Source organism: Pseudomonas sp. AC112 (genome assembly GCF_979253545.1).
On sequence record NZ_CEEDCM010000001.1, the window covers coordinates 2,471,845 to 2,493,779 of the forward strand.

Below are 21,935 nucleotides of genomic sequence, written 5' to 3' on the forward strand. Positions count from 1 at the left end.
TTGCGTGATACCCCTGTGATTCGCTCAAGTATTGTCTCGGCCCGCCGAAGTAGGTGTGTTGGAACCATCGTGCACCAACGTTTCCCACCAGATAATTTGCCGAGCAGCGCTATGAGATCAGGATGATCCTGGCCTCGGCCAGGAGCCTTCATGTCTCAACCTCGCGCCCGGATAGCCTCACAGCTAGGCCTCGCACTCGCCGTGATACTGGCTGTCGTCATCAGCGGCAGTACCGTGTTTGCCTTGCGTTCCCTCGACTCCGCCAACCTCGCCACCCGTGAGGAACACCTGGCCAGCGAGGCGCGCTTGCTCGCCGACCAACTCAACACCTTCCACAGCACGTTGCGCGAAAGTACCCAGCGTCTGAGCGGGCTGTTTGAAAAGCGCTTCGGCGCGGGCTTGAGTGTGCGTGGGGACCAGCCCATTGCCGTGGCCGGTGTGCAGACCCCGAGCCTGTTCCTGGGTAGCGACCTGCTGAACAACGATTTCGATGAGGTCGATGAGTTCAAGGACACCTCCGGCGGCGTGGCAACGGTATTTGTGCGCAGCGGCGAAGACTTCATCCGCATCAGTACGTCGCTGACCAAGCAGGACGGCAGTCGTGCCATTGGTACCGCCCTGGACCATCAGCATCCGGCGTATCAGCGCCTGCTTGCCGGGCAGAGCTACGTTGGCCGTGCGGTGCTGTTCGAACGTTCCTACATGACCCAGTACACCCCGGTGCGCGATGCGGCCGGCAAGGTGATTGCGGTGCTGTTTGTCGGCTTCGATTACACCGATGCGCAGAATGCCCAGTTCGAAAACCTCAAGCGCTTCCGTATCGGCTCCACCGGTTCCCTGGCCTTGCTGGATGAACAGAAACGCTGGCTGGTACCGCCGGCCGGTGTACAAGCACTGGACCAGTCGATTCCGGTGATGCTCGACCTGGCGAAAAAACCGGGTGAGGGCCGCTTCTGGAGTGACAAGAACGAAGACTTCTACAGCGTCGCGGTGCCATTCGAAGGCGGACCATGGTCGGTAGTGGCGAGCATGCCGAAGGCGGAAATCCGCGAAGTCACCTGGGCCGTGGGGATACGCCTGGTGATTGGCAGTGTGCTGGCGATGCTGTTCGCGGTCGGCGCGGCGGTGTGGCTGCTGCGCAGCAAGTTGCAGCCCCTGAGTGACCTGGTGCGTCAGGCCGAGGCCCTGGGCGCCGGTGATTTGAGCGCACGCCTCAACGTATCCAGCCATGACGAAATCGGCCAGCTGGCGCGCAGTTTCAACCAGATGGGTGAAGCGCTGTCGACCATGGTCTCGCATATCCGCAAGGCGGCCGAAGAGGTCAACAGCCGTGCCCAGGCGTTGTCCGGTTTGTCCGGCGGCGCCTATGAAGGCATGGAGCAGCAGTCCGGCGAGATCACCAGCATGGCCGGCGCGGTGGAAGAATTCAGTGCTACCTCGCTGAACATCGCCGACAACATGGGCAACACCGAGCGCCTGGCCCAGGAAAACGCCCAGCAAACCCGTATCGGTCGTACCTCGATGCAAGAGGCGTCCTCGTCGCTGGAGCACATCGCCGCTGCGTTGAACAGCACGGCCACGGTGATCAACACCCTCGGCCAGCGCTCCCAGGAGATCGGCGGGATCGTCGGCGTGATCACTTCGATCGCCGAACAGACCAACCTGCTGGCACTCAACGCCGCCATTGAAGCCGCACGGGCGGGTGAGCAAGGCCGCGGGTTTGCCGTGGTCGCCGACGAAGTGCGCAACCTGGCATCGCGCACCCGCCAGGCCACTGACGAAATCTCCGGGATGATCCAGAGCATCCAGCAGGAAACCGGCAACGCGATCACCACCATGGAACACGGCAATGTGTTGATGCAGGAAGGGCTGTCGCGCAACGCCGACGTGGCCTCGGCCCTGGCGCGTATCGACGAGCAAAGCCGCTCGGCTGGCCAGCAGTTCGCCGCGATCACCACCGCCACTCAGGAGCAGAGCAGCACCGCGACGCTGCTCAGCAGCAACCTGCAGAGCATTGCGCTGGCCAACAGCGAGCAGCGTGAAGTGGTGTCGAACCTGGCAATTACCGCCAAGGAACTGGAAACCCTGGCGGCGGGCTTGCGGCATGAGGTGGATCGCTTCCGCTGACCCCCCTTGTAGGCGCCGGCTTGCCGGTGATGCGGTCATTGGCCTTGTGGTGGTTTCAGGGCCGCCATCGCCGGCAAGCCGGCTCCTACAGTGTCGGGCTGTCAGGTGATTGCTGCCGGGCGATATTGCAGGGCCTCTTGCAGATGATGGCGAGCGATAGCGTCCGTGTGTTCCAGATCTGCCAGGGTGCGCGCCACCTTGAGCAGCCGGTGGGCTGCGCGCAGCGACAGTGTCAGCCGCTCGCAGGCAGTCTCCAGCCAGCCTTCATCGACCTTCGCCAACGTGCAGTGCTGGCGAAGCCCAGGCAGATCCAGGAAAGCATTCGCACAACCCTGGCGCCGTAACTGGCGCTCCCGGGCTTCGGCAACCTCGGCCGAAGCCTTTGCAGTGTTATCGCCAGCCTGTTGGGTGGGGTTCAGCGCAGTGGTTTCCCGAGCGACGGTCAGGTGCAGGTCGATCCGGTCCATCAGCGGTCCGGACAGCTTGTTGCGATACCGCTGGATCTGCTCCGACGTACAACGACAGCGACCGCTGGGCTCGCCCAGATAGCCGCAAGGGCAGGGGTTCATCGCGGCCACCAATTGAAAGCGCGCCGGGAAACTTACCCGGTCACGGGCGCGGGAAATCACGATATGCCCTGACTCCAGGGGCTCACGCAGTACTTCCAGTACTTTGCGATCAAACTCCGGCAATTCATCCAGGAACAGCACACCGTGATGAGCCAGGGTAATTTCCCCAGGCTGCGGTTTCGACCCGCCGCCTACCAATGCCGGGCCTGATGCCGAGTGATGTGGCTGGCGGAATGGCCGGTGCGGCCAATGGCTCAGTGGTGCCAGGCTGACTACCGACTGAATTGCTGCTACTTCCAAGGCTTCCTGTTCGCTCAACGGCGGCAGCAAACCCGGTAGGCGGCTTGCGAGCAGCGTCTTGCCCGTTCCTGGGGGCCCGCTGAACAGTAAATTGTGCGCGCCCGCTGCAGCGATCAGCAGCGCGCGCTTGGCCGACAGTTGACCCTGTACTTCGCTCAAGTCCGGGTATGGCTTGTTCAGATACAGCAAACCATCGGATTTATAAGGCTCGATAGGCTGGTGCCCATTCAGGTGCGCCACCACCTGCAGCAAGTGGTCCACCGCAATGACCTTCAACCCTGACGCCAGGCACGCCTCTTCCGCATTCGCTCGCGGCACTATCACGGTGCGCCCGGCTTTGCGTGCCGCCAGTGCCGCTGGCAATACGCCTTTGACCGCGCGCACTTCACCTGAGAGCGCCAACTCCCCGAGGCACTCCACATCGTCGAGCATCAACGCCGGTACCTGCACGCTGGCCGCGAGAATCCCCAGGGCAATCGCCAAGTCAAAGCGCCCGCCGTCCTTGGGCAGGTCGGCAGGCGCGAGGTTGAGGGTGATGCGACGGGCGGGGTATTGCAGCGCGGAGTTGAGGATGGCGCTGCGCACGCGGTCCTTGCTCTCCTTGACCGCCGTTTCCGGCAAACCCACCAGCGTCAGGGACGGCAAACCATTGGCCATGTGCACTTCGACAGTGACGGCAGGCGCTTCGACGCCGATCTGGGCACGGCTGTGGACGATGGCGAGGGACATGCACATTCCTTGAAAAATGGAGGCCGCTTCCTGCGGTTTTTCAAAGGTAGTCGAGGGATTGCCGGGGCGACGGATCAGACTTTTACAGGACGTATCAACGTGCAAAGGCGTCGGGATATTTAACTAGGTAGGCATCGTTAAGCTGCGTATCGGGGGCGCGCATGAAGGTGCGGAAATCCGGGATCAGGAACACCAGCAGTGACAATCCCAGCACCATCACCCCCAGCGACGTGATGGTCAGTTCAACGCCGAGATGAGCGATCAAGCCGTTCATGGCAAAACTACCCAGCGGGCTGGCTGCAGCGGACAGGAACGACACGGTGGCAAAGATCCGATTGCGATGCGACTTGGGGGTTGCCAGCAACCTGACGGCAGAGGTCGGGATATTGATCAGCATCAAGCCCACCCCACCGCAGAAAAATGCCAGCGGCATGACGACCACTGATGAAAGTGTGCCGGCCAGCCACAGGTTGCCCCCCAACAGTGCAAAGCCCACCGCGACACAGAAGTCACGGGGCACTCGCTCGGTCAGCCAGCCGGTGATCCTGTAGCTGCCCAGCAGGATGCCCAGGCCAAAGCAAGTATCCAACAGGCCGAGGTAGGTGACCGGGTAGTGGATAACGGTCTTCACGTAGAGCGGCAGCAGGATCGTAAAGAACGGAAACAGCGCAAAGTTGACGAGCATCGCCACCAGGGCCAGGTAGAACTCGACCTTCACGCCGTAGACCGCCTTGAAGCCCGAGTAAATCATGCGCCAGCCGTTGGCGGTCGGGGCTTGTTCATCCGGGGGGCTGGCACCGAGGTGGCGTGGGATTGATGCAATCAGGGCCGCCGAGCCAAGCATCGCAAAGAAGTCGACGGTAAACGCCAGCGTGGTGCCGAAACTGAAAATCAACGCGCTGGCCATGACTGGCCCGAGCAGGTTGGAAATTGACGAGAGCATGCTTTTGGTGCGCACGGCCAGTGAGACCTGATCGTCGCGTGCAAACAACGGAATAATCGAGGATTGCAGCGGGTCGCGGACGCCCGCGACGGCACTGCTGACCAGCATCAGGGCGCCGACGGTCCAGGGGTTGAACAGTTGCGTGGCAGAGAGCACCACCATCAACAGCGCGGTCAAAAGGCTGGTAAGAGAGGCGAGTTTGAGGATCAGGATCTTGTTGTACTTATCGCCCAGCCACCCCAGCAGGGGGCGGGCCAGTACCTCCGCTGCGATGGAGCAGGCGATCATGTTGGCGAAGGCGAGGGCTGAACCGGATTGCTGCAAGGCCCACCAGGCCACGGCCAATTGGTTGCAGCGGCCACCGAGCACCACCAGCAAAAAGCTGAATTGTATTTTCAGCAGGCGCCGGTCGAGGGCCGGCAGGGCCCACATAGAGCGCTTGATGTCGGTTATTCGCTCGGTGGATTCAACCGCGCTTCGAGCTCAGCGACTTTTGCTTCCAGGCTTTCCAGGCGTGCACGTGTGCGGGCCAGCACGACCATCTGGCTGTCGAATTCTTCCCGGCTCACCAGGTCGAGTTTGCTGAAACCGCTTTGCAGCAATGCCTTGAATTGGCTTTCGATTTCATTGCGGGGCAGGGGTGTGTCGCCGCTGAACAGGCGAGAGGCGTGGCCGCTCAGGGCGTCGAGGAGGTCTTTGGGCGCGAGCATGGGAAATATTCCGGAAAACTGTTGGCCGGCAGTGTATCACGCAGCGTCTATAGTCTTTTTGACCTCCTTGGCGCACGGTTTTCGCGCAGGGGGTCGGGCGGCGGCGCACCGTTTTTGTGCGCATTGGCACCGCCGATAAGCCCGGTAGGTGGGCATAAGTGGGCAAAGGACTGATTTCGGTGATTTTTACGGAGCTGGCAAGGTTTCTGCTTAGACGATCATGACCCATGCACTGATGCAGTCGCTGTGACGAATGCAGTGCGCCGACGGATCAGGGGTACAGGTTTCGTCACCAGTGGTTCGCTGGCGTCGCAACGGCATCTGCTCTTGCGACGACGCGTTACAAAGCCAGGCACTGCGCTTAGACTTGAGACGGGTTTGTTTTCCTGGGGCAAGTCCACCAATTCGGGAGAGAGTTTTCATGAAGCTAGTCACTGCCATCATCAAGCCGTTCAAGTTGGACGATGTACGCGAGTCGTTGTCCGAGATCGGCGTGCAGGGCATTACCGTTACTGAGGTCAAAGGCTTCGGTCGGCAGAAGGGTCACACCGAGCTGTATCGCGGCGCGGAATACGTAGTCGATTTCCTGCCGAAGGTGAAGATTGATGTCGCCATTGACGACAAGGATCTTGACCGGGTTATCGAGGCGATAACCAAGGCAGCCAACACCGGCAAGATCGGTGACGGCAAGATCTTCGTGGTCAATCTGGAACAGGCTATTCGCATCCGTACCGGCGAAACCGATACCGACGCAATCTAAGCCGCCAAACCCCAACGCCCCAGGAGAAAACAATATGACTCTGCGTAAATTCGCAGGGCTCGGAGCCCTGTTGTCCATCGTAATGCCAAGCCTGGCCATGGCGGCAGACGAAGTGGCTGCTCCAGTCCTCAATTCCGGCGACACCGCGTGGATGCTCACATCCACCGCGCTGGTGCTGTTCATGACCATCCCAGGCCTGGCGCTGTTCTACGGCGGCATGGTGCGCTCCAAAAACATTCTTTCCGTCATGATGCAGTGCTTCGCCATCACTGGCCTGATCAGCGTGTTGTGGGTCATCTATGGCTACAGCATCGCGTTCGATACCACCGGTATGGAGCAGGGCGTCGTCAACTTCAACTCCTTCTTCGGCGGCATGGGCAAGGCGTTCCTGGCGGGCGTTACCCCGGCCAGCATCACCGGGCCTGCAGCGTTGTTCCCGGAAGCGGTGTTCATCACCTTCCAGATGACCTTCGCCATCATCACCCCGGCGCTGATCGTCGGTGCGTTCGCTGAGCGTATGAAGTTCTCCGCGATGCTGATCTTCATGGCTATCTGGTTCACCCTCGTCTATGCGCCAATCGCGCACATGGTCTGGAGTGGTAACGGTGGCCTGCTGTGGGACTGGGGCGTGCTGGACTTCGCCGGCGGCACCGTGGTGCACATCAACGCCGGTGTGGCTGGCCTGGTGGCGTGCATCGTGCTCGGCAAGCGCAAAGGCTTCCCGACCACGCCGATGGCACCGCACAACCTGGGTTACACCCTGATCGGCGCGGCCATGTTGTGGGTGGGCTGGTTCGGTTTCAACGCCGGTTCCGCTGCTGCGGCCAATGGCACTGCCGGCATGGCGATGTTGGTCACCCAGATCGCTACCGCTGCTGCGGCGCTGGGCTGGATGTTCGCCGAGTGGATCACCCACGGTAAGCCAAGCGCACTGGGCATTGCCTCGGGTGTGGTGGCGGGCCTGGTTGCCATCACCCCTGCCGCCGGCACCGTGGGCCCGATGGGCGCCCTGGTGATCGGCCTGGTTGCCGGTGTGATCTGCTTCTTCTGCGCCACCAGCCTCAAGCGCAAGCTGGGCTACGACGACTCCCTGGACGCATTCGGCGTGCACGGTATCGGCGGTATCGTCGGTGCGATCCTCACCGGTGTGTTCGCAGCCCCTGCACTGGGCGGCTTCGGCACCGTGACTGATGTGGCGGCACAGGTCTGGATCCAGGCCAAAGGTGTTGGCTTCACAGTGATCTACACCGCAATCGTGACCTACATCATCCTCAAGGTGCTGGACATGGTCATGGGCCTGCGGGTTACCGAAGAAGAAGAGGCTGTCGGCCTCGACCTGGCGCAACACAACGAACGCGGCTACAACTTGTAATAGAGTGAAAAAAAGATGCCCGGCTTGCCGGGCATTTTTTTGTCTGTTGTTTGTCAGTCATAACGAGCTGTACCGGTTTTTATCCCGTGTTTGTGATGGTATGCACACGGCACTTTTCTGCGTGCCAATGTCTTACAGGCATGTAGGCGTATTCGGCACTTTGTTTTTTCCCAGAGCGCGCTAGAATGCGCGCCGATGGGCGGAGAACTGTATGTGGCAACAGACCCTGATTACCCTGCGGGCCAAGCCCCGAGGCTTTCACCTGGTAACGGATGAGTTGCTGGCCGGCTTGCCTGAATTGAAGGCCTGTCGCGTGGGCTTGTTGCATCTGTGGCTGCAGCACACCTCGGCCTCGTTGACCGTCAACGAGAATGCCGATCCGGCGGTTCGCCGTGACTTCGAACGTTATTTCAACTCGCTGGTGCCCCAAGGCCTTGCAGGGTTTGAACACAACGACGAAGGTCCGGATGACTTGCCGGCGCACTTCAAGGCCAGTCTCCTGGGCTGCCAGCTGAGTTTGCCGGTGAAGGCCGGCCGCTTGGCGATGGGGACCTGGCAAGGTGTTTATCTAGGCGAGCACCGTGATCATGGCGGTGCTCGTAAAGTCCTCGCCACCTTGCACGGTGATGGGGCATAAGCCACTGGTTATCCAGTGGATGTTGATTTTTTTCCAGCAGCCGTCGACAGAGGGTGAAGCTGGGCTATAACTAATCTGCTTTTCGCAAGTCATGAGGTAGAACATGAGCGACGATGATCTGGAAAACGACGAACTCGAAGTAGGTGACGAAGACGACACCGAAGAAGGTCTTGAAGCGGCGGCGGAAGACGTTGCTGACGACGACGGTGGCGATGATGCACCTGTCCCGGCTGCCAAAGGCAAAGCCAAGGCAGCGGTGTCGGTAGATGAATTGCCGAGCGTTGAAGCCAAGAACAAAGAGCGTGATGCCCTGGCCCGTGCGATGGAAGAATTCCTCGCTAAAGGCGGCAAAGTGCAGGAAGTCGAGGCTAACGTGGTGGCAGACCCACCGAAGAAGCCAGACAACAAGTACGGCAGCCGACCTATCTGAGGTCAGTCACCCGCTTGTAGGAAAAGCCCGCCGTCGCTGCGGGCTTTTTCATGTCTGCGGGCAGGTCACCTGTAGGAGCCGGCTTGCCGGCGATGGCGTCCTTGAAATATGTGCTGGACTCAGGGGCCTCATCGCCGGCAAGCCAGCTCCTACAGGTTGATTATTTCCAGCTCTGGAGCAGTGGCGCCAGCTCGTTCAAGTTGCGAATCTCTGCGTCCGGGCGTTTATCGGCGTCCCATTTTTTGCCCGTCGGGTTGAACCACACTGCCCGAAGCCCCGCCTGCTGCGCCCCGGCAATGTCATCCCCCGGATGATCACCGATATGCACCGCCGCGCCGGCGTCCACGCCCCCGCGTTGCAACGCCTCCTGAAACAACCGCGCGTCCGGCTTGGCAATGCCGATATCTTCGGCGCGCAAGGCAAAATGAAAGTAATCCGCCAGGCCCACGCGCTGCACGTCGGCATTGCCATTGGTGATCACCCCCAGCAAAAAGTGCTGGCGCAGGGCTTGCAGCATCGGCTCGGCTTCCGGGAACACCGTGAGCTGGTGGCGCGCATGGATGAACGCTTCAAAGCACACATCCGCCATTTCCGTGGCTTCGGGCTGCGGATAACCCGCCTCTTCAAACGCATGCATCAACACCCGGTGGCGCAGGATGCTGATGCGGTGTTTGAGCTCGGGATGACGTTGCAGCACCTGCTGGCGCAGGCTGGCGAAATGCTCGAGGGGCAGGTCGCCGACCTTGGTCGCATGGGTGGCCAGCCATTCGCGCATCGACGCTTCGGCGCTGATGATGACGGGTACGTTGTCCCAGAGTGTGTCGTCCAGGTCGAAGGTGATCAGCTTGATACTCATGAGTCGCCGCCCTTGATGCGTTTGGCCCGTGGATGGGCGCTGTCGTAGACCGTTGCCAGGTGTTGGAAATCCAGGTGGGTGTAGATCTGTGTGGTCTTGATGTCGGAGTGGCCGAGCAGCTCTTGAACCGCGCGCAGGTCCTGGGATGATTCCAGCAGGTGGCTGGCAAAAGAGTGTCGCAGCATGTGTGGGTGCAGGTTCTGGCCCAGCTCGCGCTCGCCGGCGGCCTTGACCCGCACCTGGATCGCGCGCGGCCCCAGGCGCCGGCCTTGCTGGCTGACAAACACGGCGTCATCCGCCGGGTTGGTCAGCAGGCGCAGCGGTAACCACAGGAGCAAGGCTTCGCGGGCTTTGCGGCCCACCGGCAACACGCGGGTCTTGCTGCCTTTACCGAGTACCTGTACCAGGCCGTCCGCCAAGTCCAACTGGTCGAGATTCAAGCCAGTCAGCTCCGACAGGCGCAGGCCCGATGAATAGAACAGCTCAAGGATGGCCTGGTCGCGATGGGCCAGGAAGTCATCTTCAACGGCGCCATCCAGCAATTGCAGGGCGCGGTCGGTATCCAGGGTCTTGGGCAGGCGCCGCTCACCCTTGGGCGGCGACAGGCCGTTGGCCGGGTCGTGGTCGCACAGGCCTTCGCGGTTCAGGTAGTGATAAAGCCCACGCACCGCCGAGAGCAGGCGCGACAGGCTGCGCGAGGATTGGCCGGCCTGGTGCAGGCGCGCGATCAGGCTGCGCAGGCTCTGAATATCCAGGGCCTTCCAACTGCTGATCTGTTGTTTTTCGCAGTACGCCAGGACCTTGTTCAAGTCCCGCCGGTAGGCTTCCAGGGTATGGGGCGACACCTGGCGCTCGTTGCGCAGGTGAGCGCAATAAGCGTCCAGTTGCCGTTCCATGGCTAGCGCACCGCGCGCAGGGCGGTGGTGAAGCGCGGCAGGACGCGGCCCAGTACCTCGGCGATGTAGGTCAGGAACAGCGTGCCCACTGAGCTTTTGTAATGCTGGGGATCACGGCTGGCGATGGCCAGCACGCCGTGCAGGCCTTGATGGCTGAGGGCGACCACGGCGGTGGAGCCGATCTGTTTGCGTTGCTCGGCACCAAAAAGGAAGTCCAGCTCATGCTCACGCAAGGTGCCGCTGATGGTCTTGCCTTCGGACAACAGGCCGCCGATGGCGGTTTGTGCGTCGCTGCCACTGACCCAGCGACCCACCGGCATCGGGTTGTCGCTGAATAGGATCAGGCTCACGAACGGCACCTGGAAGTCCTGGCGCAGGCTGTCTTCGACGGCGATCACCGTTTCTTCCAGGCTGGTAGCGTCCATCAGGGTCAGGATCAGGCGGCGGGTTTTCTCGAACAGGCGATCGTTGTCGCGGGCAACGTCCATCAGGTGCGAGAGCTTGTGGCGCATTTCGATATTGCGCTCGCGCAGGATCTTCATCTGCCGCTCCACCAGCGACACGGTATCCCCGCGTTGATGAGGGATGCGCAGTGCCGGCAGCAACTCTTCGTGTTCGACGAAGAAGTCCGGATTGGCCTCAAGGTACGCCGCGACGGTAGCGGCCTCCAGGCTGTCGCTCGGGGTTGCTTGTGCGGGTACTTGAGGCTTATCGGTCATTGGCTTGACTCACTCATAGACGGACCTGTCCTTCGTATACGCGCGAGGCCGGCCCGGTCATCATCACCGGGTGGCCAGGGCCTGCCCACTCGATGGACAAGCGTCCACCGGGCAGGTCGATCAGCAGCGGCGAATCCATCCACCCCTGGCTGATCGCGGCCACGGCAGCGGCGCATGCACCGGTACCGCAGGCCTGGGTTTCGCCGGCGCCGCGTTCCCACACACGCAATTGCGCGCGGGAACGGTCGATCACCTGCAGGAAGCCCACGTTGACCCGCGCCGGAAAGCGCGGGTGGTGTTCGATCTTCGGCCCCAATTCATGCACGGGCGCGTTGTTGATGTCGTTGACCCGCAGCACCGCGTGGGGGTTGCCCATGGACACGGCAGCGATGTCGACGGTCTTGCCGTCGACGTCCAGCGCATAGCTGACGGCCTGCTCGGTGGCCTGGAACGGAATATCCGCCGGCACCAGGCGTGGCGCGCCCATGTTGACGCTGATCTGGCCATCGCTGCGGATGTCCAGTTCGATCACGCCGCTCTTGGTCTCGACGCGGATCTGCCGCTTGGCGGTCAGGCGCTTGTCCAGCACAAAGCGTGCAAAGCAGCGCGCACCGTTGCCGCACTGTTCCACTTCGGAACCGTCGGAGTTGAAGATCCGATAACGGAAATCCACCTCCGGGTTGCTCGGCGCCTCGACGATCAGCAACTGGTCGAAACCAATGCCGGTGTGACGGTCGCCCCACTGTTTAGCGTGCTTGGGCAGGATATGCGCGTGCTGGCTGACCAGGTCGAGGACCATGAAATCATTGCCCAGCCCGTGCATCTTGGTAAAACGCAGCAGCATGGCTTACTCCGGCAGCAGGCTTTCGCCAGCATACAACTCGGCTACCGTCTCGCGGCGACGCACTTCAAACGCTTGATCACCGTCCACCAGCACCTCGGCGGTACGGCCGCGGGTGTTGTAGTTGGAACTCATGACAAACCCGTAGGCGCCGGCCGAATGCACAGCCAGCAGATCGCCTTCTTCCAGAGCCAACTGACGATCCTTGGCCAGGAAGTCGCCGGTCTCGCAGATCGGGCCGACGATGTCGTAGGCGCGGGCTTCGCTGTCGCGAGGCGTCACGGCGGTGACATTCATCCAGGCCTGGTACAGCGCCGGGCGGATCAGGTCGTTCATCGCCGCGTCGACGATGGCGAAATCCTTGTGTTCAGTGTGCTTGAGGTACTCGACCTGGGTCAGCAGCACGCCCGCGTTGGCGACGATATAGCGGCCCGGCTCGAACATCAGCGTCAGGTCACGGCCTTCGATGCGCTCGCGCACGGCTTGGATATAGTCTGCAATCAGCGGCGGCTCTTCGTCGCGATAGCGCACGCCCACGCCACCACCCAGATCGATGTGGTGCAGGTAGATGCCGCATTCGCCGAGACGGTCGATCAACGCCAGCAGGCGGTCGAGCGCATCCAGGAACGGAGGCAGGCTGGTCAGTTGCGAACCGATGTGGCAGTCGACGCCCAGCACTTCCAGGTTTGGCAGTTGGGCAGCGCGGATGTACACGTCTTCGGCGTCGGCGATGGCGATACCGAACTTGTTCTCTTTGAGACCGGTGGAAATGTACGGGTGGGTGCCGGCGTCGACGTCCGGGTTGACGCGCAGGGAGATCGGCGCGCGAACCCCCATCTCGGCGGCCACGACTTGCAGGCGCTCGAGTTCGTCGGTGGATTCGATGTTGAAGCAATGCACGCCGACTTCCAGGGCGCGGCGCATGTCTTCGCGGGTCTTGCCGACGCCGGAGAAGACGATCTTTTCAGCCTTGCCGCCGGCAGCCAGTACACGTTCCAGCTCGCCACGGGAGACGATGTCGAAACCAGCGCCGAGGCGGGCCAGGACATTCAGGACACCCAGGTTGGAGTTGGCCTTGACCGCGTAGCACACCAGGTGCGGTACGCCGTCAAGCGCGTCAGTGAACGAGCGGTACTGGGCTTCGATATGCGCACGGGAATACACATAGGTCGGGGTGCCAAAGCGCTCGGCAATCGCGGACAACGCCACGCCTTCCGCGAACAGCTCGCCGTCCCGGTAGTTAAAAGCGTCCATGGAGTACCCTTATTCGTAGGTGTCGTGCTTATGCGCTTTGGATGGTTTTTGCGACGATTGCGCCTGTTCATTCGGGTCTTTGCTGTCATCGGGCAGGTACAGCGGGCCTTTCTGACCACAGGCACTAACGAGGCAAGCGACCGCGACGAGCGCAGCAAGGGAAGAGATCAGGCGCTTCATGGCGAAATCCTTGAATATGCATTAATTGCGCCCGAGTATACCGACCACCCGCCAGCTTGCCTATGCGCTGGAATACCCGTCCGGCGGGGGTTTGACGAGACGGTTAGGAAGCGGACTACGCTGGTTGAGGATATTTCACACCGTCAATCGTGTTGAAATCGGTATCCTTTGCAATCGGCGGGGCGCGCCCGTATCGTGCGGCGCTTGAGCAAAACCAGACACTTTTGAGGTTGCCACAATGAGTTTGACCGAAGCCCGTTTTCACGACCTGGTGGATTCGACCCAGCAGGCGCTGGAGGATATTTTCGACGACAGCGGCCTGGACGTGGACCTGGAAAACTCGGCTGGCGTGCTGACCGTCAAGTTCGACAGTGGCCAACAGCTGATCTTCAGCCGCCAGGAGCCGTTGCGTCAGCTGTGGCTGGCGGCGCGTTCCGGTGGCGTTCACTTCGACTACGACGAAGAAAGCGGCAAATGGCAGTGCGACAAGAGTGAAGAGCTGCTGAGTGAAATGCTCGCGCGCCTGGTCAGCGAGTACACCGGCGCCGAGCTGGATTTCGACGAGATCTGACCGTGACCCAGCCTGCACCCGTTCGCCCGCCGAAGCCGCTGTTCAGTAATGTCAGCCCGGCGGTGCCCTCACCTTGTATCAGTTTGTGTCGCCTGGACGAGCAGAAAGTCTGCCTCGGCTGCTTCCGCCACGTGGAAGATATCCGTGAATGGCGCTCTGCCGACGATGCCCGGCGCCGCGTGATCTGCGCCGAGGCCGAGCAGCGCCGGGCCCACGCCTGAGGCCGTCTTGTTTATTTGTGACGCTGTGGTAGTGTCCGGGTACGCCTCAACTCATCGAGGCCCGTGAGAACCCCGCCTTTTCCTGGCGGGGTTTTGCTTTTTTGTGCAGAAAAAAGGAGTCTGCCTGAATCATGACCACCGCACCTTCCATCATCCTCACCCGTCTTGACGTGCAGCGTCTGGAGCAACTGATCGACCGCTTGGGCGACGAATCTCCCGGCGTCGAAGCGTTGCAAGCCGAACTCGACCGCGCTGAAGACGTGGTTGGTCACGATGAAGTGCCTGCGGGTGTCGTGACCATGAACTCCAGCGTGCATTGCCGTGAGCAAGGCAGCGGCAAGGACTACCACCTGACCCTGGTCTACCCGAAACACGCCAATGCCGATGAGGGCAAGATCTCGATCCTGGCTCCCGTGGGCAGCGCGTTGCTCGGTTTGCAGGTTGGCCAGCACATCGATTGGCCGGCACCGGGCGGCAAGACCCTCAAGCTGGAGCTGCTCAGCGTTGAAGGCCAACCCAAAGACGGTGGAGCCTTTCCCCTTTAAATCTGGCTCAGCGCCTCGTTGAGCGACAGCTCAAGTTCGGCCTTGTAACGCAGGTACAGGTTGCTCGGGCTTTGCACATCGCCGAGCAGGCCGGACAGGTCCAGGTCCGTGATGTAGCAGCGGTAACGTTCGGCTTCCCGGCGTTGCCCGACGATTTCCAGGGCGACCACTGCAAACAGCTGGTCGCCAAATTCCAGTTCGGAAAACTCCCGCTGATTGCAATACAGGGTAATTCCCACTTGGCCTGGCGCTGCCTTGCCGATAATCGCCTGCACATCGTAAAACGGCTTGTTCGCCGGGTTCATTGGCGCTGGCCGAGGTTCGATGCCGCGTGCGCGTCCACTGCCCGACGGCAATAGCTGGTAATACAAGACGTGCACTGCGCCCAGCGGCTGTTGCGGGTCCAGCGGGGACAACGCGTCCCGGCGGTAAATGATCGACTGCAAGAAGCGCTGCAAGGGCGCCAACAGGCTCTGTTCATCATGAAACGGCAGGCGCTGTTGCCAGAGCGCATTGAATTCATCCAGCACATACAGCTCGGCAAAACCTTCGTTGACCCGGTAGAACACCTGCACGCAATCGGCCATGCCCATGGGCAGCAGCAGGGCCAGGTCGTGGTCCTCCAGGGCCATGGCGTCCAGGTGCAGTGGGCTGTAGCTGGCCAGCTCCTCGCTGAGGTAGGCGATCAGCGCATCCTGGGTCGGCAGGGATACATGGGTGGCCTGGCCCGGCATCAGTTCCATCACGTGATAGTGCTGTTGCACCTGGAGCAAATAGCGGTGATTGCCCTGCCCGAGCAGCAGGTTCTGAGCGGTGTCGAAGATTTCTTCCACGCGCTGGGCAATGAACTGCGCACGGTTGTGACAGAAGCAGCGCACTCGCAGGCGGGGCAGATGGTCGGGTGGTAACTGGTTGAGGTAGTCGCGCAGGCAGTCGAGCAACGCGTGGGGGCCGTCGTAGCGGCTGACCATCACCTCGTTCCAGCTATTGAGCGTGACCTGGTCCAGGGTCAGCACCAGGTTGTCGCGCACCCCGGCGTAACTCAGGGAGTCGGTGCGCTCAGTGGTCATCAGGATATTCAGGTCGCGATGGTGCTTGAGCGGGTCGACGCCGACGTTGATCAGCAGCAGCACTTCCTCCGGCACGGCCGAGCGCAGCAGGCGGTCTTCATCCACGCTGGCCAGGGGCAGGGCGATGGTCTGTTGCAGGCTGCCCAGCAGGTTGAACAGCTCGAATTCCGTCATGTCGCTGGTGCCGGGGTGCAAGGCCAGGCGCGTGCTGCTGTCGATCACGCCGTTGCGGTGGCACCAAGTGAGCATTTCCAGCAGGTCGCGGCTGCGCTTGATCGGCGCGAAGTGCTCCCATTCCAGGGCCGTAAGGTTGCCGTTGTACAGGCCCCAGTGGTGCTGGCCGGGCTCCTTGCGGTTGGGCGATTGCACCAGTGTCAGGGTGTCTTCAGCCAGGTCCGGGGCGATGCCGGGGTTGATGAACTCGACTTTGCCGGCCTTGCGCTCGAACGCGGCGTATAGGCGTCGTCCCAGCACATTGAGGTCGCGCTTGTTGATCAGGCTGACGGTCTGTTCGGTGCGGGCGAACTGGGTCAGGAAGCGGTAACTGTAATTGAGCTCGCTGACCAGCGCCCGACGCTCGGAGGCAACCTGGCGCACCTTCCATTGACTGCGGCTGTCCAGCAGCGCCAACTGGCGCTGGTCCCAGCCCCATTCGTGGGCCAGGCGCTCCAGCAGCAGCCGTTGCCAGCTGGTGGTGCGCTGCCCGGCGCTGAGTTTGCGGTTGACCTTCAGGTACAGCGCGCGCCGCACCAGTTCCAGGCGCTCGGGCTCGTTGCGGGCCTTGAGGTATTCCTCGATGCGGCGGTATACCACGATGTACGGGTCCAGCTCATCCAGATCCATCTGGTTGGCGAACACCGCTCGCTTGAAGCGCAGGCTCAGGCAGTGCACGCTCGGGTGTTCGCTGGCGTAGACCTCGGTCAGCAGCAGCTTGAGCACGGATTTGTAGGGCGACTCGATGCCCTTGAATAGCTGCCACAACCCGGCGCCGATGAATTCGCCTGGGGGAATGCGCGCCAGGTGACCCAGGTCGAGGGTTTCGTCGGCGCGGATAAAACGCTTGGAAATCAGCGTGTGGGTGAACTCGGCATAACGGGTTTCTTCATACACCGGCACCAGCCACCAGATCGGCGTGCGCCCGGCCAGCCAGATGGCGGTGCGGTAGAACTCATCCAGCAACAGGTAATGCTGGGTGGTGCCGCAGTCGTCGGAGCTCAGTTGCGTGTCGCGCTCTCCGAGCACAAAGCGTGTCGGCTCGATCAGGAAGAAGTGCGCCTCGGCGCCCATGGTCAGGGCCCAGGCTTCCAGCAACTGGCATTTTTTGCGCAGTTCGGCCAGCTCAGATTCGCTCAGGTACGGGGCGTGACACACCCACACATCCATATCGCTCTGGTCGGCCTGGGCCAGGGTGCCCAGGCTGCCCATCAGAAACAGGCCATGGATCGGTCGCGGCGGGTTGCCGTGGCGCGGTTTGTAGGAGAACGAACGGGTCAGGCGCTGGGCTTCGGTGAGGGCTTGGGCGTCCGGTTCGTAATTCGACAGGCCTGCTGGCGTACTGCCCGACACATAACCCGGCAGCAACGGATGGTTGACGTGGAAGAACAGCGGCAACAGGTTCAGCACGCTTTGCTGGCGCGGCGTCAGCCCCTCGACGGCACGGGCCATGCGGCCGTCATTGAGGGCCATGAAACGCGCGCGCAATTGGGCCAGCACCTTGCGGTCGATGCCTTCGTCCAGGTCGGGGCGGATTTCATGGGTGCGGGTCATGTCGAACTCGGTGGCTCGCAGGGCCCGACGTGGGCGGCCGTGTAGGAGTTTACAGCCAGTAGCGTAGGAGGTTTAGAGGGAAATGGATTTTGACGTCAGAATTTTCGCACTTCCACAGCAACGCCCTCGGAATCCGCAAGAGGCGGACTCCATGGGCGTATCAGATATCAGGCGGCTTCTTTGGTCGTGGCAGTGGTCAAGATAGTCAGCAGGGTCTGGGCCTGCTCTGCGGCGTCCCGGCCAAGGCTGGTCAGGTAGCCCCCGTCCGGTTGGTCGATAAGTCCTTTCGCGTGAAGGCGTTTGGCAGCGGCGATAGCAGTAGGCGCAGCGGTCTGGTGGACTTTCAGACCTTCTTTGGTGCTGTCCAATGGGAAGAGTACAAGGATTTCCAGTTCGGCAACCAACTCAGGGGTATACGACATAAGGACTCCAGACTTTCTAAGAATTTATTAGAGGCTAGCAGGCCATAAGGTGAACGCACTTTGCCGAACTGTCCAGTGTGTTGCCGCGTGTTGGATTTATTGCTTTTCGGGCGGCAATTCCGGCAGGGCGCGCAGTGCAGTTTCATACCATTCGGTATTGAAGGCGCGGTCCTCTTCCAGCAGCGCATCGATTTCGATAGCCAGCACGTGGGCCATCAGTTGGAGGATCTCTTCACGCTCGTAACCGACCAGGGTCAGCTTGTTGAAGGTGGCTTTGGCAGCCGGTGGGTTTTCGCTTTCGATCTGGTTCTCGATCGCTTCGATCAGGGTGGTTTCGGCGAATTCTTCTTCGTCGTTGTCGATATCGGTCGGCTCGCTCATGGCAGGCTCCTCAAGGAAAGGGCGCCAGTCTAACTCCATTCAGGCCGGTGATGCTGCTGGTCAGGGCAGGCGTCGGGATCTATAACAGTTGCAGCCAACCCCATTCCCGGCCTGGAGGCACCTGCAATGCTTAAGCTCTACGGATTCTCGGTCAGTAACTACTACAACATGGTCAAGCTGGCGCTGCTGGAGAAAGGGCTGCCGTTCGAAGAGGTGCCCTTTTATGCCGGGCAAACCCCTGAAGCCCTGGCCGTGAGCCCGCGAGGCAAGGTACCGGTGCTGGGCGTCAAGCAGGGTTTCATCAACGAGACCAGCGTGATCCTCGAATACATCGAACACACCCAGGAAGGGCCGGCGCTGCTCCCGGCGGAGCCGTTCCAGCGTGCACAGGTGCTGGCGCTGTGCCGGGAAATCGAGCTGTACATCGAGTTGCCTGCCCGTGCGTGTTTTGCCGAGGCGTTTTTTGGCATGCCGGTACCGGAGGCAATCAAGGAGAAGTCCAAGGCCGAGTTGCTGTTGGGTTTCGGGTCGTTGGGCAGGCACGGTAAGTTTGCACCCTATGTGGCGGGGGAGAGTTTCACCATTGCCGATTTGTATTTCATGTACAGCGTGAACCTCGCCTGCGCGGTGGGCGAGAAGCTGTTTGGCCTGGATCTGCTGGCTGAAATGCCGAAGGCCAAGGCGTTGCTGGACAAGCTGCATGCCATGCCCAACGCGCAACGAGTGGCGGCGGACCGGGAGGCGGCGATGCCGGCCTTTATGGCGATGATCGCGGCCAAGAAATAGATTTTTGGCGTCTGGCAGGACGCTATCGCGGGCAAGCCCGGCTCCCACATTGGAATGCGATTTCCTGTGGGAGCTGGCTTGCCTGCGATGCTTTTAGCGGCTGGCGAGCAATTCCTGGCCGCGCAACACAGCTGCTTTCACCTGCGCCGGCGCAGTGCCGCCCACGTGGTTACGGGCATTCACCGAGCCTTCCAGGGTCAGCACGGCAAACACGTCTTGCTCGATCTGGTCACTGAACTGACGCAGTTCTTCCAGGCTCATTTCCGCCAGGTCCTTGCCGGTGTCCACGCCGTACTTAACCGCGTGGCCGACGATTTCGTGGCAGTCGCGGAACGGCAGGCCGCGGCGTACGAGGTAGTCCGCCAGGTCGGTCGCGGTAGAGAATCCGCGCAGCGCCGCTTCACGCATGATCGCGTGCTTGGGCTTGATCGCCGGGATCATGTCGGCAAACGCGCGCAGTGAGTCGCGCAGGGTGTCGGCAGCGTCGAACAGCGGTTCCTTGTCTTCCTGGTTGTCCTTGTTGTAGGCCAGGGGTTGGCCTTTCATCAAGGTCAGCAGGCCCATCAAGGCGCCGAACACGCGGCCGCTCTTGCCACGCACCAGCTCGGGCACGTCGGGGTTTTTCTTTTGCGGCATGATCGAGCTGCCGGTGCAGAAGCGGTCCGGCAGGTCGATGAACTGGAATTGCGCGCTGGTCCATAGCACCAGCTCTTCCGAGAAACGCGACAGGTGCATCATCGCGATGCTGGCGGCGGCGCAGAATTCGATGGCGAAATCACGGTCCGACACGCCATCCAGCGAGTTGCCGCCGACAGCGTCGAAGCCCAGCAATTGCGCGGTGTACTCGCGGTCGATCGGGTAGGTGGTGCCGGCCAGTGCAGCGCTGCCCAGTGGCATGCGGTTGGCGCGCTTGCGGCAGTCCACCAGGCGCTCGTAGTCGCGGCTGAGCATTTCGAACCAGGCCAGCAGGTGGTGGCCGAACGTCACCGGTTGCGCGGTCTGCAGGTGAGTGAAACCCGGCATGATGGTGTCCGACTCACGCTCGGCCTGTTCCAGCAAGCCTTTCTGCAGGCGGGTGATTTCCGCCAGGATCAGGTCGATTTCATCACGCAGCCACAAGCGGATATCGGTGGCCACCTGGTCGTTGCGGCTACGGCCGGTGTGCAGCTTCTTGCCGGTCACACCGATGCGGTCGGTGAGGCGGGCCTCGATGTTCATGTGCACGTCTTCCAGGTCGACGCGCCAGTCGAACGTGCCGGCTTCGATCTCGCCACGGATGGTGGTCAGGCCGTCGATGATGCTGTCGCGCTCGGCATCGGTCAGCACGCCGACCTTGGCCAGCATCGTCGCGTGGGCGATGGAGCCCATGATGTCGTGGCGGTACAGGCGCTGGTCGAAGGTGACGGAGGCGGTGAAGCGGGCGACGAAGGCGTCGACGGGTTCACTGAAGCGGCCGCCCCAGGACTGGTTGGTCTTGTCGGTGCTCATGGATTCGCTCGTGATCTGCTTAATAAAGAGGCATGGAAGTGTGCCGGCGATAATAACAGGGTTGCCCGTGGAGGCGGTGCTGCGGGTCGTCGGCATTTTTATTTGTGCAAAGGATGGCTAAGTGCCTTGCCGCCGACCGCGTCCAGGACGAGACTGAGTACAGAGGCTTATTGAAACGATATTTGACGATTGAGCAATGTCGTCTCAGTGAGCGTCTACAGTTGGACTGATAGTGTGTGAATGCACCAAAGTCGGGTGATGCGGTCAGAGCCCAGACTATCCATTAAAAAAGGGGGGTATTCGGATTGTGTATCAGCAAACCCTATGACGATGCCCGAAGGCAGCAGGTCTTGGGCGTAATTGAACAGGTCCGGGTAAATATGGGTGCCACTCTCAGGGCACTTTTTGCCGCTCGCGCTAGTCTTAGCGTGGATCGCTGTGACGCAAGTCACCGCACCTGTCTACGCTATCCTTGTGCGAGACTCACGCAGGAATCCAGCGCAATATGAATGTCCTGATCGTTGATGACGAACCCCAAGCCCGCGAGCGACTGAGCCGTCTGGTCAGTGAACTCGAGGGTTACGCAGTACTAGAGCCGAGCGCCACCACGGGCGAAGAGGCGTTGACGCTGATCGACAGCCTCAAGCCGGATGTGGTGTTGCTCGATATCCGTATGCCAGGCCTCGATGGCCTGCAAGTTGCCGCCCGACTGAGCGAGCGAGAGTCACCACCCGCCGTGGTGTTTTGCGCAACCGGCGAAGAGTTTTCTGCGGAAACGCTGGAAGCCAGCGGTGTCAGCTTCCTCACCAAGCCGGTGGCCGGCGACGCATTGCTCAAGGCCCTGAAAAAGGCTGAGCGCCCAACCCGCGTCCAGCTTGCCGCCCTGACTCAGCCTGCCGCCCAAAGTGGTAACGGGCCGCGCAGCCATATCAGCGCCCGAACCCGCAAAGGCATAGAGCTTATCCCGCTGGGTGAAGTGGTCTATTTTATTGCCGATCACAAGTACGTGACCTTGCGTCACCAAGGCGGCGAAGTGCTGCTCGATGAGCCGCTCAAGGCACTTGAAGACGAGTTCGGCGACCGCTTCGTGCGTATCCACCGCAACGCGCTGGTAGCCCGCGAGCGAATCGAACGCCTGCAACGCACGCCCCTGGGACACTTTCAGCTGTTCCTGAAAGGCCTTAACGGTGACGCGTTGATCGTCAGCCGACGGCACGTCGCCGGTGTGCGCAAGATGATGCAGCAGCTTTAGCCCAAGGGCTGTGGCGAGGCTTGCATTCCATATCCCGGTGCGACGAGGCCAGGGAGGCCCCGCACTTGCTGATTCAAATCAAAGCGTATTTGCCTGAGCTGTTATTATC

At 61.3% G+C, this 21,935-nt stretch carries 23 protein-coding genes; 10 read left to right on the top strand and 13 right to left on the bottom strand.

The window, feature by feature from the left end:
- The first annotated feature begins 150 nt into the window (after window positions 1-150).
- Window positions 151-2,127 (top strand): methyl-accepting chemotaxis protein, encoded by a 1,977-nt coding sequence (locus AC0IYN_RS11355; RefSeq protein WP_406598724.1) that lies wholly within the window; start codon window positions 151-153, stop codon window positions 2,125-2,127.
- Between the two features lie 101 nt (window positions 2,128-2,228).
- Here the strand turns inward: AC0IYN_RS11355 and AC0IYN_RS11360 are convergent, their stop codons facing one another.
- The 3 genes from AC0IYN_RS11360 to AC0IYN_RS11370 all read right to left on the bottom strand — a co-directional run bounded on the left by AC0IYN_RS11360 (window position 2,229) and on the right by AC0IYN_RS11370 (window position 5,378).
- Window positions 2,229-3,725, bottom strand: coding sequence for a YifB family Mg chelatase-like AAA ATPase (locus AC0IYN_RS11360; RefSeq protein WP_406598725.1), 1,497 nt, complete (start codon window positions 3,723-3,725; stop codon window positions 2,229-2,231).
- A 94-nt stretch (window positions 3,726-3,819) separates the two neighbouring features.
- Window positions 3,820-5,100 (bottom strand): MFS transporter, encoded by a 1,281-nt coding sequence (locus AC0IYN_RS11365; RefSeq protein WP_471841452.1) that lies wholly within the window; start codon window positions 5,098-5,100, stop codon window positions 3,820-3,822.
- Window positions 5,101-5,117: 17 nt separating this feature from the next.
- On the bottom strand, window positions 5,118-5,378 hold the full coding sequence (locus tag AC0IYN_RS11370; protein ID WP_078050693.1) for an accessory factor UbiK family protein: 261 nt from the start codon (window positions 5,376-5,378) through the stop codon (window positions 5,118-5,120).
- Between the two features lie 421 nt (window positions 5,379-5,799).
- On the opposite strand from AC0IYN_RS11370, the gene glnK reads away from it, so the two are divergent.
- From glnK to sutA, 4 genes are all read left to right on the top strand, one after another.
- Window positions 5,800-6,138 (top strand): P-II family nitrogen regulator, encoded by a 339-nt coding sequence (gene glnK / locus AC0IYN_RS11375; protein WP_002555808.1) that lies wholly within the window; start codon window positions 5,800-5,802, stop codon window positions 6,136-6,138.
- Window positions 6,139-6,172: 34 nt separating this feature from the next.
- Window positions 6,173-7,510, top strand: a complete 1,338-nt coding sequence (locus AC0IYN_RS11380) for an ammonium transporter (protein WP_078050692.1) — start codon at window positions 6,173-6,175, stop codon at window positions 7,508-7,510.
- A 211-nt stretch (window positions 7,511-7,721) separates the two neighbouring features.
- Window positions 7,722-8,147 (top strand): secondary thiamine-phosphate synthase enzyme YjbQ, encoded by a 426-nt coding sequence (locus AC0IYN_RS11385; RefSeq protein WP_010567185.1) that lies wholly within the window; start codon window positions 7,722-7,724, stop codon window positions 8,145-8,147.
- Between the two features lie 103 nt (window positions 8,148-8,250).
- Window positions 8,251-8,577, top strand: coding sequence for a transcriptional regulator SutA (gene sutA / locus AC0IYN_RS11390; protein WP_015886504.1), 327 nt, complete (start codon window positions 8,251-8,253; stop codon window positions 8,575-8,577).
- Window positions 8,578-8,737: 160 nt separating this feature from the next.
- On the opposite strand, the gene AC0IYN_RS11395 is transcribed toward sutA, so the two are convergent.
- The 6 genes from AC0IYN_RS11395 to lptM are packed head-to-tail and all read right to left on the bottom strand — an operon-like array spanning window position 8,738 to window position 13,323.
- Window positions 8,738-9,433: an HAD family hydrolase gene (locus AC0IYN_RS11395; protein ID WP_406598728.1), complete on the bottom strand. Its 696-nt coding sequence runs from the start codon at window positions 9,431-9,433 to the stop codon at window positions 8,738-8,740.
- Window positions 9,430-10,329 carry a tyrosine recombinase XerC gene (gene xerC, locus AC0IYN_RS11400; protein WP_406598729.1) on the bottom strand — a complete coding sequence of 300 codons (900 nt, stop codon included), beginning with the start codon at window positions 10,327-10,329 and terminating at the stop codon, window positions 9,430-9,432. The genes AC0IYN_RS11395 and xerC overlap by 4 nt, the downstream gene beginning before the upstream one ends.
- A 2-nt stretch (window positions 10,330-10,331) precedes the next feature.
- Window positions 10,332-11,048, bottom strand: coding sequence for a DUF484 family protein (locus AC0IYN_RS11405; protein ID WP_099493202.1), 717 nt, complete (start codon window positions 11,046-11,048; stop codon window positions 10,332-10,334).
- Window positions 11,049-11,061: 13 nt separating this feature from the next.
- Complete coding sequence (dapF, locus tag AC0IYN_RS11410) at window positions 11,062-11,892, bottom strand: diaminopimelate epimerase (RefSeq protein WP_406598730.1); 831 nt, start codon at window positions 11,890-11,892, stop codon at window positions 11,062-11,064.
- A 3-nt stretch (window positions 11,893-11,895) separates the two neighbouring features.
- Window positions 11,896-13,143 carry a diaminopimelate decarboxylase gene (gene lysA / locus AC0IYN_RS11415; protein ID WP_099493200.1) on the bottom strand — a complete coding sequence of 416 codons (1,248 nt, stop codon included), beginning with the start codon at window positions 13,141-13,143 and terminating at the stop codon, window positions 11,896-11,898.
- Between the two features lie 9 nt (window positions 13,144-13,152).
- The gene (gene lptM, locus AC0IYN_RS11420; RefSeq protein WP_010207449.1) at window positions 13,153-13,323 is read right to left on the bottom strand and encodes an LPS translocon maturation chaperone LptM; all 171 of its coding nucleotides are present in this window, start codon (window positions 13,321-13,323) and stop codon (window positions 13,153-13,155) included.
- Between the two features lie 238 nt (window positions 13,324-13,561).
- Between lptM and cyaY the strand changes: the two genes are divergently transcribed.
- The 3 genes from cyaY to rnk all read left to right on the top strand — a co-directional run bounded on the left by cyaY (window position 13,562) and on the right by rnk (window position 14,660).
- Window positions 13,562-13,894, top strand: coding sequence for an iron donor protein CyaY (cyaY, locus tag AC0IYN_RS11425; RefSeq protein ID WP_406598731.1), 333 nt, complete (start codon window positions 13,562-13,564; stop codon window positions 13,892-13,894).
- A gap of 2 nt (window positions 13,895-13,896) precedes the next feature.
- The gene (locus AC0IYN_RS11430) at window positions 13,897-14,115 is read left to right on the top strand and encodes a DUF1289 domain-containing protein (protein WP_015886498.1); all 219 of its coding nucleotides are present in this window, start codon (window positions 13,897-13,899) and stop codon (window positions 14,113-14,115) included.
- Window positions 14,116-14,246: 131 nt separating this feature from the next.
- On the top strand, window positions 14,247-14,660 hold the full coding sequence (rnk, locus tag AC0IYN_RS11435; RefSeq protein ID WP_135311347.1) for a nucleoside diphosphate kinase regulator: 414 nt from the start codon (window positions 14,247-14,249) through the stop codon (window positions 14,658-14,660).
- On the opposite strand, the gene AC0IYN_RS11440 is transcribed toward rnk, so the two are convergent.
- The 3 genes from AC0IYN_RS11440 to AC0IYN_RS11450 form a co-directional block, all read right to left on the bottom strand.
- On the bottom strand, window positions 14,657-17,497 hold the full coding sequence (locus AC0IYN_RS11440) for a class I adenylate cyclase (protein ID WP_471841465.1): 2,841 nt from the start codon (window positions 17,495-17,497) through the stop codon (window positions 14,657-14,659). The genes rnk and AC0IYN_RS11440 overlap by 4 nt on opposite strands.
- 167 nt (window positions 17,498-17,664) lie before the next feature.
- Entirely contained in the window at window positions 17,665-17,919 is a 255-nt protein-coding gene (locus tag AC0IYN_RS11445) for a TIGR02647 family protein (RefSeq protein ID WP_010207442.1), read from the bottom strand.
- Between the two features lie 96 nt (window positions 17,920-18,015).
- The gene (locus AC0IYN_RS11450) at window positions 18,016-18,300 is read right to left on the bottom strand and encodes a hypothetical protein (protein WP_028618441.1); all 285 of its coding nucleotides are present in this window, start codon (window positions 18,298-18,300) and stop codon (window positions 18,016-18,018) included.
- Window positions 18,301-18,426: 126 nt separating this feature from the next.
- On the opposite strand from AC0IYN_RS11450, the gene AC0IYN_RS11455 reads away from it, so the two are divergent.
- Window positions 18,427-19,086: a glutathione S-transferase family protein gene (locus AC0IYN_RS11455; RefSeq protein ID WP_458376102.1), complete on the top strand. Its 660-nt coding sequence runs from the start codon at window positions 18,427-18,429 to the stop codon at window positions 19,084-19,086.
- 93 nt (window positions 19,087-19,179) lie between these two features.
- On the opposite strand, the gene argH is transcribed toward AC0IYN_RS11455, so the two are convergent.
- The gene (gene argH, locus AC0IYN_RS11460) at window positions 19,180-20,574 is read right to left on the bottom strand and encodes an argininosuccinate lyase (protein WP_457267475.1); all 1,395 of its coding nucleotides are present in this window, start codon (window positions 20,572-20,574) and stop codon (window positions 19,180-19,182) included.
- A 505-nt stretch (window positions 20,575-21,079) separates the two neighbouring features.
- Between argH and AC0IYN_RS11465 the strand changes: the two genes are divergently transcribed.
- Window positions 21,080-21,826: a LytR/AlgR family response regulator transcription factor gene (locus tag AC0IYN_RS11465; RefSeq protein WP_406598734.1), complete on the top strand. Its 747-nt coding sequence runs from the start codon at window positions 21,080-21,082 to the stop codon at window positions 21,824-21,826.
- Window positions 21,827-21,935 lie beyond the last annotated feature (109 nt).

What these genes read in the sequence shown, in the direction of transcription:
- AC0IYN_RS11455 (WP_458376102.1), top strand. Translation starts at nt 18,427, where the DNA reads ATGCTTAAGCTCTACGGATTCTCGGTCAGTAACTACTACAACATGGTC.
- AC0IYN_RS11440 (WP_471841465.1), bottom strand. Translation starts at nt 17,497, where the DNA reads ATGACCCGCACCCATGAAATCCGCCCCGACCTGGACGAAGGCATCGAC.
- AC0IYN_RS11355 (WP_406598724.1), top strand. Translation starts at nt 151, where the DNA reads ATGTCTCAACCTCGCGCCCGGATAGCCTCACAGCTAGGCCTCGCACTC.
- argH (WP_457267475.1), bottom strand. Translation starts at nt 20,574, where the DNA reads ATGAGCACCGACAAGACCAACCAGTCCTGGGGCGGCCGCTTCAGTGAA.
- AC0IYN_RS11450 (WP_028618441.1), bottom strand. Translation starts at nt 18,300, where the DNA reads ATGAGCGAGCCGACCGATATCGACAACGACGAAGAAGAATTCGCCGAA.
- cyaY (WP_406598731.1), top strand. Translation starts at nt 13,562, where the DNA reads ATGAGTTTGACCGAAGCCCGTTTTCACGACCTGGTGGATTCGACCCAG.
- dapF (WP_406598730.1), bottom strand. Translation starts at nt 11,892, where the DNA reads ATGCTGCTGCGTTTTACCAAGATGCACGGGCTGGGCAATGATTTCATG.
- AC0IYN_RS11365 (WP_471841452.1), bottom strand. Translation starts at nt 5,100, where the DNA reads ATGTGGGCCCTGCCGGCCCTCGACCGGCGCCTGCTGAAAATACAATTC.
- glnK (WP_002555808.1), top strand. Translation starts at nt 5,800, where the DNA reads ATGAAGCTAGTCACTGCCATCATCAAGCCGTTCAAGTTGGACGATGTA.
- AC0IYN_RS11405 (WP_099493202.1), bottom strand. Translation starts at nt 11,048, where the DNA reads ATGACCGATAAGCCTCAAGTACCCGCACAAGCAACCCCGAGCGACAGC.
- xerC (WP_406598729.1), bottom strand. Translation starts at nt 10,329, where the DNA reads ATGGAACGGCAACTGGACGCTTATTGCGCTCACCTGCGCAACGAGCGC.
- AC0IYN_RS11360 (WP_406598725.1), bottom strand. Translation starts at nt 3,725, where the DNA reads ATGTCCCTCGCCATCGTCCACAGCCGTGCCCAGATCGGCGTCGAAGCG.
- AC0IYN_RS11465 (WP_406598734.1), top strand. Translation starts at nt 21,080, where the DNA reads ATGAATGTCCTGATCGTTGATGACGAACCCCAAGCCCGCGAGCGACTG.
- AC0IYN_RS11445 (WP_010207442.1), bottom strand. Translation starts at nt 17,919, where the DNA reads ATGTCGTATACCCCTGAGTTGGTTGCCGAACTGGAAATCCTTGTACTC.
- sutA (WP_015886504.1), top strand. Translation starts at nt 8,251, where the DNA reads ATGAGCGACGATGATCTGGAAAACGACGAACTCGAAGTAGGTGACGAA.
- AC0IYN_RS11370 (WP_078050693.1), bottom strand. Translation starts at nt 5,378, where the DNA reads ATGCTCGCGCCCAAAGACCTCCTCGACGCCCTGAGCGGCCACGCCTCT.
- AC0IYN_RS11385 (WP_010567185.1), top strand. Translation starts at nt 7,722, where the DNA reads ATGTGGCAACAGACCCTGATTACCCTGCGGGCCAAGCCCCGAGGCTTT.
- rnk (WP_135311347.1), top strand. Translation starts at nt 14,247, where the DNA reads ATGACCACCGCACCTTCCATCATCCTCACCCGTCTTGACGTGCAGCGT.
- AC0IYN_RS11395 (WP_406598728.1), bottom strand. Translation starts at nt 9,433, where the DNA reads ATGAGTATCAAGCTGATCACCTTCGACCTGGACGACACACTCTGGGAC.
- AC0IYN_RS11380 (WP_078050692.1), top strand. Translation starts at nt 6,173, where the DNA reads ATGACTCTGCGTAAATTCGCAGGGCTCGGAGCCCTGTTGTCCATCGTA.
- lysA (WP_099493200.1), bottom strand. Translation starts at nt 13,143, where the DNA reads ATGGACGCTTTTAACTACCGGGACGGCGAGCTGTTCGCGGAAGGCGTG.
- lptM (WP_010207449.1), bottom strand. Translation starts at nt 13,323, where the DNA reads ATGAAGCGCCTGATCTCTTCCCTTGCTGCGCTCGTCGCGGTCGCTTGC.